General features: G+C 34.1%; 14 protein-coding genes and 1 other annotated feature (1 of these 15 running past the window's edge). Of the genes, 1 reads left to right on the forward strand and 13 read right to left on the reverse strand.

Annotation, left to right across the window (positions count from 1 at the left end; genetic code table 11):
- Positions 1-81, reverse strand: a binding site (T-box leader) (it extends 151 nt beyond the left edge of the window).
- A 116-nt stretch (positions 82-197) separates the two neighbouring features.
- The 11 genes from DER71_RS09380 to DER71_RS09425 form a co-directional block, all read right to left on the reverse strand.
- A complete protein-coding gene (locus DER71_RS09380; RefSeq protein ID WP_158531756.1) occupies positions 198-806 on the reverse strand; it encodes a molybdenum cofactor guanylyltransferase in 609 nt (202 codons plus the stop codon).
- 189 nt (positions 807-995) lie between these two features.
- Positions 996-3,692: a formate dehydrogenase subunit alpha gene (gene fdhF, locus DER71_RS12255; protein WP_255416567.1), complete on the reverse strand. Its 2,697-nt coding sequence runs from the start codon at positions 3,690-3,692 to the stop codon at positions 996-998.
- A gap of 16 nt (positions 3,693-3,708) precedes the next feature.
- On the reverse strand, positions 3,709-5,223 hold the full coding sequence (gene nuoF / locus DER71_RS09390) for an NADH-quinone oxidoreductase subunit NuoF (RefSeq protein ID WP_147267767.1): 1,515 nt from the start codon (positions 5,221-5,223) through the stop codon (positions 3,709-3,711).
- A 21-nt stretch (positions 5,224-5,244) separates the two neighbouring features.
- Positions 5,245-5,613: a ferredoxin gene (locus tag DER71_RS12550; RefSeq protein ID WP_147267766.1), complete on the reverse strand. Its 369-nt coding sequence runs from the start codon at positions 5,611-5,613 to the stop codon at positions 5,245-5,247.
- A 57-nt stretch (positions 5,614-5,670) separates the two neighbouring features.
- Positions 5,671-6,141: an NADH-quinone oxidoreductase subunit NuoE gene (nuoE, locus tag DER71_RS09395; protein ID WP_114458657.1), complete on the reverse strand. Its 471-nt coding sequence runs from the start codon at positions 6,139-6,141 to the stop codon at positions 5,671-5,673.
- Between the two features lie 119 nt (positions 6,142-6,260).
- Complete coding sequence (locus DER71_RS09400) at positions 6,261-6,632, reverse strand: helix-turn-helix transcriptional regulator (RefSeq protein ID WP_199505602.1); 372 nt, start codon at positions 6,630-6,632, stop codon at positions 6,261-6,263.
- Between the two features lie 13 nt (positions 6,633-6,645).
- Positions 6,646-8,832, reverse strand: a complete 2,187-nt coding sequence (locus DER71_RS09405; protein ID WP_199505601.1) for a heavy metal translocating P-type ATPase — start codon at positions 8,830-8,832, stop codon at positions 6,646-6,648.
- A 296-nt stretch (positions 8,833-9,128) separates the two neighbouring features.
- A complete protein-coding gene (locus tag DER71_RS09410; RefSeq protein ID WP_114474586.1) occupies positions 9,129-10,235 on the reverse strand; it encodes a peptidoglycan DD-metalloendopeptidase family protein in 1,107 nt (368 codons plus the stop codon).
- A gap of 400 nt (positions 10,236-10,635) precedes the next feature.
- On the reverse strand, positions 10,636-11,343 hold the full coding sequence (locus DER71_RS09415) for an aspartate/glutamate racemase family protein (protein WP_114459010.1): 708 nt from the start codon (positions 11,341-11,343) through the stop codon (positions 10,636-10,638).
- 15 nt (positions 11,344-11,358) lie between these two features.
- Positions 11,359-11,919, reverse strand: coding sequence for a hypothetical protein (locus DER71_RS09420; protein ID WP_114459011.1), 561 nt, complete (start codon positions 11,917-11,919; stop codon positions 11,359-11,361).
- A gap of 88 nt (positions 11,920-12,007) precedes the next feature.
- Positions 12,008-12,748: a SagB/ThcOx family dehydrogenase gene (locus tag DER71_RS09425; RefSeq protein WP_114459012.1), complete on the reverse strand. Its 741-nt coding sequence runs from the start codon at positions 12,746-12,748 to the stop codon at positions 12,008-12,010.
- Between the two features lie 199 nt (positions 12,749-12,947).
- On the opposite strand from DER71_RS09425, the gene DER71_RS11980 reads away from it, so the two are divergent.
- The gene (locus tag DER71_RS11980) at positions 12,948-13,112 is read left to right on the forward strand and encodes a hypothetical protein (RefSeq protein ID WP_158531811.1); all 165 of its coding nucleotides are present in this window, start codon (positions 12,948-12,950) and stop codon (positions 13,110-13,112) included.
- A 44-nt stretch (positions 13,113-13,156) separates the two neighbouring features.
- Here the strand turns inward: DER71_RS11980 and rpiA are convergent, their stop codons facing one another.
- Together rpiA and DER71_RS09435 are read right to left on the reverse strand one after the other, a co-directional pair.
- Positions 13,157-13,828 carry a ribose-5-phosphate isomerase RpiA gene (gene rpiA, locus DER71_RS09430; RefSeq protein WP_114459013.1) on the reverse strand — a complete coding sequence of 224 codons (672 nt, stop codon included), beginning with the start codon at positions 13,826-13,828 and terminating at the stop codon, positions 13,157-13,159.
- Between the two features lie 419 nt (positions 13,829-14,247).
- Positions 14,248-15,141, reverse strand: a complete 894-nt coding sequence (locus DER71_RS09435; protein WP_114459027.1) for an ABC transporter permease — start codon at positions 15,139-15,141, stop codon at positions 14,248-14,250.
- Between the last annotated feature and the right edge of the window lie 124 nt (positions 15,142-15,265).

The following is a 15,265-nucleotide window of genomic DNA, read 5'->3' on the forward strand; positions in this document are numbered from 1 at the left end:
TACCCTGCAGAATCTTTCAGCCGACGAATTCCGCTCTCTTTTGGATAAGTTAAAACTACTCCTCCCCGTCACAGTCTTTAATTATATTTTTTAGTATTGTTTTTATAATACAGTATTCAGCGCTCAAATGTCAAGTTCAGCTGCTGATAGTTTCCATATTTTTTGTATTTTACTTAACAGCATTATAAACTACTAAGCTAATTGATATCTAAAAAATTCTCAGCTGCTTTTTTATCCTGAGGATAATTTATATTAAAAAATAATTTTTTGAGATTAAAAAAACTGTCAAGTTCTTCTTCTTTAATAATTTTTATTCTGCTTTTATTATAAATTGATTTTATTTTTAGCTCACTGCTGAAAAGGCTGGCCTTTATTTTATCCAGAAGATTTTTGCTATAAATTGCTGCCAGAGGTTCTAAATAACCATTATATTCTGAAACCAGAATTTCATATTTATTTTGAACTAATTCTTTCTGTAGTTTTTTTTCTAAAAAGGAAAAATAGTCATCATCCAAAAATGGCATATCACATCCAGCCAAAAAATTATATTCTGTACTGGAATAATACAATCCTGTGTAAAGTCCGCCCAGCGGCCCTTTATTTTTTATAATATCCTCCCTAATTTCTGCACCTGCAATAAAGCTATAAGTTTTTGGAGGACCAATAATAATAACATTATCAAAGTGACTGTCTAATTTGTTATACACATATTCAATTAGCGGCTTATTTTTAAAGCTGAGGAGGGCTTTGTTTTCTCCATAGCGGCTGCTTTCTCCTCCAGCAAGCAAAATAGCATTTATCTTCAATATCAATTCACATCCCAAAATTAATTATATGTCACTCAACTTTTAAGTTAATATATAACTGTTTTTAGTTGGAAATTTAACGATAGAGTATTTAGTGATTTAATTTTTATTATACCATATTTTTTAGATAAAAACAGAATTAGGACAGCCAGAATAGTGCTGCCCCAATCTATTATAGTTATATTTTTCTTATGTCTTTTGTAATTTTACTGCTGTTACCTTTAATTCAGGAATTTTAGCTTCCGGATCCAGCTCATCCATTGTTAAGCGATTGGCAGGACTTTCAGCAAAATGGAAAGGCATAAATATCTGTCCTGGCTGAACTGTTTCAACTATTTCAGCATTTGTTTCGATTTCTCCCCGGCGCGAGCCGATCTTTACTCTATCTCCATTTTTAATTCCCATTTTTTCTGCATCTTCTGCATTAATTTCTACATAAGCATCTGGTACATGTTCATCAATAGGTTGAGAATTCCTGGTCATTGTACCTGTATGGTAATGATAGAGCATTCTTCCTGTCATCATAATAAATTCATATTCCTCATCTGCCTTTTCAATAGAAGGTATATGGTGGGAGGGATAAAATTTACCTTTACCTCTAATAAAACCACCTTTATGAAGATACTGTGTACCCTTATCTTCTCTATCTCTGCAGGGCCACTGAATTTTCTCTTTATCCAGGCGGTCATAATGTACTCCTCCATAGATAGGAGTTAATTCAGCTATTTCTTCCATTATTTCCTCAGTAGAATTATAATCCATTTCATATCCCATTTTATTGGAAAGTTCACAGATAATCTCCCAGTCTGCTTTTGCCTCTCCTGGAGCTTCTACAGCTTTGTTTACTTTCTGTATTCTGCGGTCTGTATTTGTAAATGTACCATTTTTTTCGGCAAAACAGGCAGCTGGTAAAACAACATCTGCATATTCAGCAGTTTCTGTCATGAAAATATCCTGTACAACAAGAAATTCCACCTTTTCTAACGCTGCTTCTATATGTCCCTGGTCCGGATCTGATAAAGCAGGGTTTTCTCCCATAATATAAAGAGCTTTAATTTTATTTTCATCAATTGCTCTGAACATTTCTACTACTGTTAAACCTACTTCATCAGAAAGGCCTTCAACTCCCCAGGCTTTTTCAAACTTATCTTTCATATCTGGATCAGTCACTGACTGATAGCCTGGATAAACATTTGCCAGTGCTCCAAGGTCACATGCTCCCTGAACATTGCTCTGACCTCTTAAAGGGTTCACCCCGGTTGATTTTCGTCCTACATTTCCAGTCAGCATTGCCAGTGATGTAATAGATGTTACATTTTCTGTTCCGGATTTGTGCTGTGTAATACCCATTGCATAGTAAATAGCTGATTTATCCTGAGAAGCATATAATCGGGCTGCTTCTCTTATTGTGTCAGCAGGAACACCAGTAATTTCTTCTGCCTTTTCCGGTGGATAAAAGCTAACAATCTTTTTTAGCTCTTCATAATTTTCAGTATGTTCTTCAATAAATTCAGTATCTTCCAGGCCTTCTTCAATTATTACATTCATCATAGAATTTAACAGTGCTATATCGGTACCCGGCTTCTGCTGAATAACTATATCTGCATATTCAGCTAGTTCAATTCGGCGTGGGTCAGCTACAATCAATTTAGTTCCATTTTTTACTGTTCTTTTCATTTTTGCTCCGATTACCGGGTGATTTTCTGTAGGATTAGAACCAATTACAAAAATAAGATCATTACCGGCAATTTCATCAATAGAATTTGTCATTGCTCCACTACCAAAACTTTTGGCTAGACCAGCCACAGTAGAGGAGTGTCACAACCGAGCACAGTGTTCTACACTATTGGTTTTCATCACTGCTCTCATAAATTTCTGCATAATGTAATTCTCTTCATTTGTACAGCGGGCAGAACTCAGTGCTCCAATCTCTCTACCACCATGTTCATCTCTTATCCTGCTTAAATTATCAGCAATATAATCTAGAGCCTCATCCCAGCTGCTTTCTACAAATTCTCCATCTTTTTTTATAAGAGGATACTTTAATCTGTCAGGGCTATCAATAAATCCATAGGCAAATCTTCCTTTAACACACATCTCACCATCTGGATTTGGAGCAGTATCATCATAAACAGAATCAACCTTTATTACTTCATTCCCCTTAATATTTAACTCTACCTGACAGCCAACTCCACAATAACCACATGTTGTCCGCTGTTTCCTGAGTTCATACTCACGGCCTTTTTTTCTGGCAGGCTTATAGGAAAGAGCTGCGGTTGGACAATTTTCTACACACAGTCCACAGAAAACACAGCTGGAATCCTCTCCTCCCAGTCCTTCATCAAAAGCTGCTGCAACTTTTGTTTTAAATCCTCTTTCACTGAATTCTATTGCATCAGAACACTGTAGTTCACTATCTGCTCTAACACATTTTCCACAGAGAATACATTTATCTGGATCATACACTATAAAGGAGTTTCTTTCCTCCAGTTCAAATCTATCTTCTTTTTTACTTCCATAAGATGATTCTTCTATATCAAATTGATAGGCAAGATCCTGCAGCTGACAGTCACCATTGGCTTCACATGTCATACAGGTCATTGGGTGATCTGATAAAATTAAATCAAGCACTGTTTTTCTGGCGTCATAAATTTTATCATTATCGGTTTCTACTTCCAGTCCATCTCTGGCTGGGAGTGTACAGGCTGTCTCCAAACTGCCGTTTTCTTTATTTTCTACAAGACACATCCTACATGCACCTGTTATACTTAAATGTTCACTATAACAGAGTGTTGGAATATCAATATCATTTCCCCTGGCAACTTCTAAAACAGTATGACCGGGGTCGAATTTATAACTATTTCCATCAATTATTATCTCTTTCAATTTTTGAACTCCTCCTTCAATTAGAAATTGCATTAACTGGACAAACTTCTGCACATGCACCACAGCTGATACAGGCCTCCGGATCTATAGTATGGGCTTTCTGTTTTTTTCCCGTTATTGCATCAGCCGGACATACTGTTTTGCACTGTCCACAGCCGATACAGTGATCTTCATCAATAACATAACTTCCTTTGAGTGCATCACATTGTCCTGCCGGACATTTTTTATCATTTATGTGTGCTTCATATTCGTCTCTAAAATATTTAATTGTAGTCAATACTGGATTGGGAGCAGTCTGGCCCAGTCCACATAGAGAAGCTTCCTTAATAACTTTTCCCAGCTGTTCAAGCTTCTCAATATCACCTTTTTTACCTTCACCTTCTGTAATCCTCTCAAGTATTTCCAGCATTCTCTTTGTTCCAAGTCGGCAGGGCGTACATTTTCCACATGATTCAGATTGAGTAAATGTTAGAAAAAACCGAGCCACATCTACCATACAGGTATCTTCGTCCATTACAACCATTCCACCTGAACCCATCATTGCCCCAATTTCTTTTAAAGAATCATAATCTATTTTAAGATCCAGCTGTTCAGCAGGAATACATCCTCCTGAAGGTCCACCGGTTTGAACAGCTTTGAATCCTTTATCATCAGTAATTCCACCACCAATATCGTAAATTATATCTCTTAAACTCAATCCCATAGGAACTTCTACCAGACCGGTGTTTTTTATTTTACCGGTTAAAGCAAAAACTTTTGTGCCACTGCTGTTTTCTGTACCAAATTTATTGAATTCTTCTGCCCCATTATCAATAATAAAGGGAATATTAGCATATGTTTCAACATTGTTTATATTAGTCGGCTTGCCCCATAAACCACTCTGAGCCGGATAAGGTGGTCTGGAAGTTGGAGTTCCCCTCTTACCTTCTATTGATGCCATAAGTGCAGTTTCTTCTCCACATACAAAAGCTCCGGCACCTTCCTTAATATGAATTTTAAAATTAAACTCAGTTCCAAAAATGTTTTCTCCAAGTAGGCCCAGCTCTTCTGCCTGAGAAATAGCTTTTTTTAATCTTCTAATCGCTAGAGGATATTCTGCTCTGACGTAAATATATCCTTCATCAGCATCAATAGCATAAGCAGCTATCATCATACCTTCCAGAAGTTTATGTGGGTCCCCTTCCAGCAAACTGCGGTCCATAAATGCTCCTGGATCTCCTTCATCTGCATTACATACTATATACTTTTTCTCACCTTCTGCATCTTTTGCAAACTGCCATTTTAGTCCAGTTGGAAATCCTCCACCTCCACGGCCGCGGAGACCAGATTTTTTAACTTCTTCTATTATTTCCTTACTTTTCATCTGCGTTATTGCTTTCGCAGCAGCCTGATAACCCTTTTTTTCTATATAATCATCTATTTTTTCTGGATCAATTAAACCACAGTTTTGCAGTACTATTCTCTTTTGTTTTTTATAAAAATCTAACTCTTCATAATATGGTAATTCCTTTATAGCAGTATATTCTTTCATCAAATCTATCCTTCCTCACAATTATTCTAAAATTCTAGCAATTGCAAATTCTTTAACTATTTTTTTCTCAAATACATGTTTGTTAATTATTCTTTTAACATCACTTTCTTCAATCTCACCATATGTAACTCTCTCCATACCGGGCATTTTTATATCCATCAGTGGTTCTTTTTCACACATACCGATACAGCCGGTTTCTGTTATTTTGACATCCAGATTTTTTTCTTTAACTACATCCACAACTGCATTGCGTATTTTTTTTGCGCCTGCTGCAATACCACAGGTTCCCATACCTATTATTATCTCAGGTTTATCGTCAATTTTTTGATTATTTTTTTTCTTTTCAGAAATTTCATTCTGATATTCTTTTAATTCAGAAAAAGATTTCATTAATTACACCTCCAAATAAATATAAACCCCACATGGGGTTTATTAGTGATATATTTCTCAATTCTTGTTTCTATACTCATTAATAACTTCTACTATTGATTCAGGGGTCATTCTCCCATAACTTTCATCATTAATCATTACAACCGGTGCAAGTCCACAGGCCCCAAGACAGGCCACCGGTTCCAGAGTAAAGAGTAGGTCTTTAGTGGTTTCTCCCCTGTCCACACCAAGTTCATCTTTAAGGGCTTCGAGGACCTTATCACCACCTCTTACATGACAGGCGGTTCCTTCACAAACTCTAACAATATATTTTCCGCGCGGTTTTTGGTGAAACTGTGAATAAAAAGTTACCACTCCATACAATTTGCTGTAAGGTATTTTCATTTCATCTGCTATATATTTTTGTGTATCTTTTGACAGATATCCTAATTCATTCTGAGATTTCTGGAGTACGGTAATCAAACTATCCTTTTTCCCTCTGTGATCATCCAATATCGTATCGACCTTACTCAGTTCTATTTTATCCATACATCAGACTCCTTAATTAAAATATTTAATGTTAATTAATATATTCAATGTGATTTAATATTTTCCTTCTTTTTAATTATAATTTTTTGGATTTTTCTGCATTTTTAAAAATATAAAAATTATCTATCTTCCAGTACATGCTGCAGGCCCTGTCCAAACAGACATATCACATGGTCATCATCCAGAGAATAATATACTGAACGTCCTTCTTTTCTAAACTTAACCAGTTTATTATTTCTTAAAATTCTCAACTGGTGAGATATAGCAGAAGAAGACATATTTAAAAGTTCGGACAGGTCACATACACACAGTTCTCTTTCTTTAAGAGCATATAAAATTTTAATTCTGGTTGGATCACCCATTGTCTTAAAAAGTTCTGATAATTCGTAGATTACATCATCATCCAGCTTCTTTTCTTTCATCATTTCTACCACACTGTTATCTGGATTAAAAACTTCACATACATCACAGTATTTTTGCTGTTCAATCATTTTTAACACTCCATTAATCAGATTTTAAAATACGCATAACATTAAATACAGCCAGCAGTGCAACTCCTACATCAGCAAATACTGCTTCCCACATTGTTGCAGATCCAAATGCACCAAGAATCATGACTATACCTTTTACTCCCAGAGCCATATATATATTCTGCCAGACAATTTTTTTCGTCTTCCTGGCAATATTGACTGCAGTAAGAATTTTAGAAGGTTCATCTGTCATTAAAACAATATCGGCTGCTTCTATAGCTGCATCAGATCCCAAAGCTCCCATTGCAACACCAATATCTGATCTTGCTAAAACCGGTGCATCATTTATTCCATCTCCCACAAAAATTAATTTACCTTTATTATCTAAAAGCTCTTCTATTTTTTTAACTTTTTCTCCTGGCAGCAGTTCTGAATAATAACTATCCAGGGAAAGCTTTTCAGCTATTTGAGCAGCAGCAAGTTTGCGGTCTCCAGACAACATAGATACTTTTATGTTCATACTCTTTAGTTCTTTTACAGTTTTTTCAGCATCTTCTTTTAAAACATCATTTATTAGAATATGGCCAATAAATTGATCATTTTCAGCAAGATAAATAACTGTACCTTCTTCCAAAACTTCTTTAAAATCTATAGAAAATTGATTCATAAGTTTTTCATTACCTGCCATAACTATTTTATTATCAAATTCTGCTTTAATACCTGCCCCGGATATCTCTTCAAATTCAGCATCATTTAGCAGATTTTCTTTTTCCCCATATGCGTCCAGAATAGATTTAGCTATTGGATGATTAGAAAACTGTTCTGCCTCTGCTGCAGTTTTAAGAATATATTTCTTATTATACCCATCTGCAGGTATAATATCAACTACACTAAAACTCCCTTTAGTAAGAGTTCCAGTTTTATCAAATACAACTTTATCAACATTATTCAATGCTTCTAAAAAGTTGCCACCTTTAACCAGTATTCCTTTTTTGGAAGCCAGTCCGATTCCACCAAAAAAGCCAAGGGGAATAGATACGACCAGAGCACATGGACAGGAAACTACCAGAAAAATAAGCGATCTATAAAACCATTCAGAAAAGCTGCCTCCTAAAAATAATGGTGGAATTACTGCTACCATTAGAGCGGAAAATACAACAAAAGGGGTGTAATAACGAGAAAATTTTGTTATGAATTTTTCAGTGGAAGCTTTTTTGGAACTGGCATTTTCAACCAGATCAAGTATTTTTTTCACAGTAGAATCACTGTACTCTTTTGTAACCTTAACCTTCAAAAGACCTTTCAGATTTACCATTCCGCTTAATACTTCATCACCTATCTCTGCACTGCGCGGATATGATTCACCAGTTAAAGCCGAAGTATCCATACTGGAAGAACCAGAAATTATTTTTCCATCAAGTGGAACTTTTTCTCCCGGTTTTATAACTATATGGTCTCCAGGTTCTATATCTTCTGGATTTACCTGTATAATACTGTCATCAACAACAACATTTGCATAATCAGCTCTTATATTCATCAAGTCTTTAATAGAACGGCGCGATTGATTAACTGCTCTATCCTGAAAAAGTTCTCCGATCATATAAAAAAGCATAACAGCAACAGCTTCAGGATATTCTCTAATAGAAAAAGCTCCTACAGTGGCTATCAGCATTAAAAAGTTTTCATCAAAAATCTGTCCTCTGCCTATATTTTTTAAAGCTGCATTGATTACAGGCCAACCAATAAGGAAATAAGCTGTTACAAAAAAGAATAGAGAAATTAAATCTGGTCGAGAAAAATTAATCAAATCAATATATCCTGTCACCAGGGCAGCGGCAAAGAAGATACACCCTAAAACTATCTTCCAATTTTTACTTAAAAAATCATTTGATAAACTATCTTTATTTTCTTCTAAGCTATTACTTTTCTGATTTTTACCTTTATTTCTTTTTTTAACCTTTACTCCTGGTTCAATTCGATTAGAAATAGACTGAATTTCCTTTTCCACATCTTCTAAAAGATTTTCATCACCTTCAACATCTATTGTAGAAGTGGCAAAATTTAATTTAACATTATCCAGTCCTTCTATTTTTGTTACCTCATCTTCTATCTTCAAAGCACAGTTGGAACAATTTAGTCCCTCCAGTTCAAACTGCTCTTTTCTTTTTTTGGCTTCAACTTTTTCTTCTGTTTTTTTGTCCATCTGAAGATTAGTCCCCATTTTTCGCCCTCCATAAATTTTTATAACTATATTTGAACAATTATTCATATGTTTGCTAAACTTATTATATTTAAAATTGTTTCTACTGTCAAGTCTATTTAAATATTTTTCAAAAATACTGCCAGGTTACAACAAATTAAAAATCCTCTGCCCTTTACAGCAGAGAATTTATTTTTAGTCAATAATATTCAATTGGATTTAATACAGAGATGTTAATTTTTAATATGCCATAATAAAATATACTAACAGATGCTGAAAAAAATTAGGGCAAAAACCATACTTATACTTATTATGCTTCAATTTAAATAATTTAATGGATTGGCAGGCCGTCCATTAACCTGAACTTCAAAATGAAGATGTGGACCGGTGGAATTTCCAGTATTTCCTGACTTAGAAATTATTTCTCCTCTTCCTACTCGTTCTCCAACCCGTACAAGAAGTTTAGAATTATGTGCATATAGGGTTCTCAGACCTTTTTGATGTTCGATTATAACACAGTAGCCATACCCTGTGGCCCAGCCGCTGTATACAACCCGACCTGAAGAAACTGCTTTTATTGGAGTTCCCATTGGAGCTGCAAAATCAATACCTTCATGCATCCTGCCCCAGCGCATACCATAATATGAAGTTATCCTTGTATTAATCGGTTTAATAAATTTTTTCTCCAGTCGATCTCTGTAGCTGAATTCCGGTACAGCACCTCTTAAAACTAATAGTTTATCAATTTCGACTCTGTTTGGATTTTCTATGTTATTATCTTCAATTATCTTTTTTAAACTTATATTAAATTTAGATGCAACTTCAGACATACTTTCTCCTGGTGAAACTCTATAAAGTATTCCTTTAACCGGTAAGATTTTTAATTCCTGACCAGGCTTGATACTGTTCATATTTGCAATATCATTTGCACCAATTAATGTATCAATATTTATATTATATTTATGTGCAATATCCCAGAGAGTTTCTCCTCTTTTTACAGTATGTATCTTCATTTTGTCTATTAAATCTGGTTTTCCAGAAGTTTTAAAAACTTTTTCTTTTTCTCCAATTTCCGGTCTTTCAGGTGATAAGTTAATATTTTTTTCTCTGTCCATTTTTTTTAGATCATCACCTAAATCACTTTCAATTTCAGGTGGTTTAGTAAATGCTTTATCTGTATTAATAAAATCATTATCATTTTCAGTATAATTTTTTTTATCAATATTTTTATCTTGTTCAACAGGTCTATTGTCTTTTTTTATTTGGGGTCTTTCAGCTCTATTTGTACTGCTGTCGTTATTCCTATTTTCTAGAGGGTATCTTCCACCATAATAATTATTAAAAGCCATAGAATTAGTGTAGGCTGATAAACCCATTGTTAAAAATATAATTAAAAAAACAATTAAGCGCTGACCTTTTTTCAATGTAATTTCCCCCAAATTAATTTATTTGTTCTATTCACTGCTTCATTTAAATTTTATTTAAAACTTTATTGTCTTTTTTACCAATAGATGTTTTTACTTTTTAATTAATTTAATAGATGAAAATTTTCACACAATTTTTTATTTAACTGGAAACGGCTAGAGGAATATCAAATTTTTTTGCATACACTTTTTATTTTCAGCTTTACAAATAGTTATAGGTTAATTGATAGTTATAGGTTAATTGATTAAACAAAAAGTTAGTACTATTAAGAAAGACTTTTAAGAATATAAAATATATCCTCTTATAATTATAACAAAAAATTAAGCCTCTGAAAACCTATTTAAGCAGATTATAAGGGTTTTTAGGCAAAAATACTGTAATTAACCCCAAAAACTTTTTTTATTTGATCTTATTGGAAATATCTAAAGAAAAATTCACAATATTCTTAGCATGTAAATATGTTGTATCAAAAACTTCAATTGGACTGTCATTATTTTTTATCAGCAGAGGTATTTCAGTACAGCCTAAAACTACTCCTTCTGCTCCTTTTTTCTGCAGTGATTCTATAATCTCAACAAATTTTTTGCGTGAACTATCCTTAATTACTCCAGAAATAAGTTCACTGTATATTGTATTATGAATAACCTCTCTCTGTTTTTTATCTGGAATTATAATTTCAATTCCATATTTACTTATTCTATCTCTGTAAAAATCTTCTTCCATTGTGAATTTTGTACCTAAAAGAGCCGCTTTTTTTATATCCTTTTTCTCCATCTCTGCTGCAGCAGAATCAGCTATATGTATTAGGGGCAGTTCCGTATTTTCTTCTATTTCTCCAGCCATTTTATGCATAGTATTTGTACATATCGCTATTACTTCTGCACCGGCATTTTTTAATAACTTTGCCTTATCTATCATTATCTCAGTCAGTTCATCCCATTTGTTTTCGTGCTGAAGTTTTTCCACTTCTGCAAAGTCAAAGGAATACATCACTAAATCGGCAGAATGTGAAGATCCAAGTTTCTTTTTTACTTCTTCATTGATTATTCTGTAATATTCTAAAGATGATTCCCAGCTCATTCCACCTATAAGTCCTATTCTCTTCATAAAAAAATACCTCCTCTAAGATTTTAGCCTATCTATCAGTTTTTTTGTCCTCTTTGACGCTTTATCATTTTTGAGTTTTAGAATATTTTTCTGAAGAAGATCGACCCTGCAGCTCCCCTCCTGTAAAAAATAATCTTCAATAAGCATAACTTTTTCTTCTCTGTTCGGCATCAATTGATAAAGTATATACCAGTCTTCAATAGCAGCTACAGGTATTTCTACACTTTCTAAATTCCACATTTCTGTGATAGAGTTTTTATCGAAATCATATTTAAAATAACTGCTGTTCTGTTTAATAGAAAATCCGGCAATTAAATCGACCTCAACACCATTGACACTGTAATTAGCAAAAAAGTCAGATTTATATATTTCCAGATCACTGCTGAAGTTTTTCTCACCAGTAGATCTCAAAATTTTATCAGCTTTACTGCTGTCATCACTACTGACTATAATGTCAATATCATTGGGAGAATCAACCAGCCCATAATAATTGAGCATTACTGATGCACCAACACCCCACCTGATATTTTTTTTATTTAACTTAACAGCTAATTCTGACAGAACTTTTTTTAGCATCTACTCACTTCTTTCTTTTTACGAAATATATCTAATATTTAGATTTATTCAGATAATACTGTAATATTATCTTCCTTTTACAGGTTTTTCATTCAATCTTACCAACTGAAGCAAGATAGATTACAAATTCTTCTTCTCCATCAATATCTAAAAATGCATCTACCTGCTGCTGATAATAAGCACCGATAGCACATGTACCTGCTCCAACTGACTCTGAAGCAAGATATAAATTCTGACATAGATGACCGGCATCAAGTGCAATCATTTTATGGGCCAGCACATCATATCTCCATTCCGACCTGTACGGAACAGCTGTCCAGATAAATATTACTGCACTATCTGCAATAAACTTCTGCTTGCGGCAGGCTTCTGCTATTTTTACATTTAAATCATCTTCATTGTAGATGAAAATCAGCTTATGTTCTACAGGTAGATACCGGTAGATTCCTTTATTTAAATTTTCAACTTTATTGATATACAAATATGTTTCAAAAGGATGTCTGTCCCCTGCTGATGGAACAGCTCTCTTATTCCTGTTTTCCTTAACTGCCTGTGTTGACCAGAGCAAAAATGATAGTTCTTCTAAACTCAGCTTTTGATCAGAATATTTTCTGCGGCTTTTCCGCTGCTTCATTATTTTTTTTAGCGAACTATCTCCCACTTTTAATTGATCATATGGAATTAAATCAATCAATTCCGCATCTTCTGGATAGTCTTTTGTCATCGGAGGAGCTGAAACACCTTTTTTTTGATCCCGATCTAAATCATCCCACTTAATCCATTTTTCAGCTTTCAAAAAATTCCTCTGCATTTTAATCTGTTTTTTCATCTTTATCTCCCTTCTACTTTCCTTTATAATATAAATTAACACTACTGATCTGAACAAAATTAATGATTGTTTGATTCTAATAATATTTTATGAATTTTTTATTCATTTTCAAAGGGCTTATTTAGTTTTAGTAGAAATATATAAACTGTTTATTAAAATATTTTTGAATAAATGAAAAATCAAAAGGAAAGGATAAAATATGATCTACATTTTAACATCTCTTCTAATTATTATTCTGTCATTATTTGACCACCAAAAAACACTAAAAGGCATCAAAATCGGTTTAAAAAAACTATTCAAAAATACACCTGTTTTTCTCAATATGATAATCCTGGCGGCAGTTAAAATATTACCTGTTAACTAAAATTATTGTTAAGTTCTGAACAGTATTATACTGTTCAGAACTTTTTATTTCTCAATTATCCTGACATCTCCATTTTTATAACCGACTACTATAACATCTGCCATTTCTGGAAAGATACCATTTTCTACAACACCTGGAATCCTGTTTAAATTTACTGCCATCTGCACCGGTTTATCTATTACCGAAAAATCACAGTCTATAATATAATTTTCATTATCTGTAATGAAAGTCTGCCCATCTTCAGTTTCTCTTAATTTCCCACTACAGCCCAGTTTTTCTATCTGTCTTTTGGTAAATTCCCAGCTGAATTTACATACTTCCACAGCCAGTGGGAAACTCCCCAGTTTATCTGACAGTTTTGATTCATCTGCAACAATAATTAATTTATCTGACGCAGATGCAACAATTTTTTCCCTCAATAAAGCTCCACCACCGCCTTTTATTAAGTTCAATTCAGAATCAACCTCATCTGCACCATCAATTGTAAGGTCCAGCTTTTCTATATCTGCCAGTTCTATCAATTCTATTCCACCTTTTCTGGCAAGTTCAGCAGTTTCTTTGGAAGTAGGTACTGCTTTGATTTTAAGACCTGCTTTAACCATTGAAGATAATTTTTGGATAGCCCAGTAAGCAGTTGAGCCAGTACCCAACCCTACAAACATTCCATTTTTAACATATTCAGCAGCTTTTTCGCCTGCCAGTCTTTTTGCTTTCATAATTTTAAAACCCTCCAGCTTAATTATTTTATTAATGTAAATATATTTTTAAATATAATAATCTCTTTATCTAAATTTGCATTTCATTTCCTGTCTAACTTATGATGAACCCTATTTAGTACCATAGTTGAGTTTTAGATGAATCTAAAAATTTAATTTATGACAAAATCCCTTTTTTGCAGCTCTAAAAATAATTTTGAGAAAACTTTATTTACTTGATATTTCTGCTTTTCACTAAGAAGATATCACGGATTCAGGTTATCTTTTAACTGGTTACTTAAACTTCCTGAATCGCTGGGTGGCTTAATGATTGGAAGAGCCTTACAGGCTACTTGTCAGATTGTTACCGCTGAATTTCAGTGAGTAAACTAAAGCCATTAACTGAATTATTGCTTTTGATAGCTATGGCCGGAATGGGGTTAAATATTCTTTAGTCTGGGATCAAATTCATCTCTCAACCAGTCAGCGATAAGGTTTAGACTGAAAACAATGGACATTAATGTGATACCGGGAAAGAAAACAAGCCACCATTTACCGGCATAGAGAAAATTACGCCCCTGTGAGATCATCATACCCAGAGAAGGGTGTGTTATAGGAACCCCAACTCCCAGAAAACTAAGGGTAGCTTCCAGCATTATAGCCATACCGAAGTGAACTGCAGCAATCACCAGCAGTGGTGAAATTGAATTAGGTAAAATGTGTTTAAATATTATCCTCCGATCGTTATTACCAGTAGCTTTACTGGCCAATACATATTCTTCTTCTTTAACTGATAATACTTCCCCTCTGATAGTTCTGGCATACTGCACCCAACCTGAAATACATATTGCCATAATTACCAGAACTACACTATTAGTCTGGAAGATTCCCAATAAGAGCATAGCTATCAGAGTCTGGGAAAAGGAAAAGAGGGTGTCTCCCATTCTCATCATAATTATATCAAGTATTCCTCCATAATAACCGGCAAGTAATCCAATTAAAGCTCCAAAACCACCGGCGATAATAACTACACTGATACCTACAAGAAAGGAAGTCCGGCAGCCATATAGAATGGTACTGAATACTCCACGACCCTGCATATCAGTTCCCAGAATAAAAGGGCTAACTCCCCCTTTCTTCCACAGAGGTGGTTTTAAGGAATTGCTCAGACTTATTTTATCTATAGCATAAGGGTTCTGTGGTGCTATCAGTGGAGCAAAAATGGCTCCCAGAAGTAAAATTAATATAACTATTGACCCGATGACAACAGGGGGCCTTTCTAAATAATGTTTAAATATTTTTGATTTATAAATTGTAGTTACAAAATTAATCATATATTGACCCTCCTCGGGGCAAGCCCACAAGGATTCCTGCTTCTTAGAAGTGGTAACCCACCATCTCCACAGGCTTAAAATCCTGTTAGCCCAACAGTATATCCTCTAACTTGCCTTTTGTATT

The sequence above is a fragment of the Halanaerobium sp. DL-01 genome (genome assembly GCF_003338615.1).
Taxonomy (GTDB): Bacteria; Bacillota; Halanaerobiia; order Halanaerobiales; family Halanaerobiaceae; genus QPJE01.

Bases quoted from the DNA above. Each gene is read 5' to 3' on its own strand.
- DER71_RS09435 (WP_114459027.1), bottom strand. From the start codon at position 15,141: ATGATTAATTTTGTAACTACAATTTATAAATCAAAAATATTTAAACAT.
- DER71_RS12550 (WP_147267766.1), bottom strand. From the start codon at position 5,613: ATGAAATCTTTTTCTGAATTAAAAGAATATCAGAATGAAATTTCTGAA.
- DER71_RS11980 (WP_158531811.1), top strand. From the start codon at position 12,948: ATGATCTACATTTTAACATCTCTTCTAATTATTATTCTGTCATTATTT.
- DER71_RS09425 (WP_114459012.1), bottom strand. From the start codon at position 12,748: ATGAAAAAACAGATTAAAATGCAGAGGAATTTTTTGAAAGCTGAAAAA.
- DER71_RS09415 (WP_114459010.1), bottom strand. From the start codon at position 11,343: ATGAAGAGAATAGGACTTATAGGTGGAATGAGCTGGGAATCATCTTTA.
- DER71_RS09400 (WP_199505602.1), bottom strand. From the start codon at position 6,632: ATGATTGAACAGCAAAAATACTGTGATGTATGTGAAGTTTTTAATCCA.
- DER71_RS09405 (WP_199505601.1), bottom strand. From the start codon at position 8,832: ATGGGGACTAATCTTCAGATGGACAAAAAAACAGAAGAAAAAGTTGAA.
- DER71_RS09420 (WP_114459011.1), bottom strand. From the start codon at position 11,919: ATGCTAAAAAAAGTTCTGTCAGAATTAGCTGTTAAGTTAAATAAAAAA.
- rpiA (WP_114459013.1), bottom strand. From the start codon at position 13,828: ATGAAAGCAAAAAGACTGGCAGGCGAAAAAGCTGCTGAATATGTTAAA.
- nuoE (WP_114458657.1), bottom strand. From the start codon at position 6,141: ATGGATAAAATAGAACTGAGTAAGGTCGATACGATATTGGATGATCAC.
- nuoF (WP_147267767.1), bottom strand. From the start codon at position 5,223: ATGAAAGAATATACTGCTATAAAGGAATTACCATATTATGAAGAGTTA.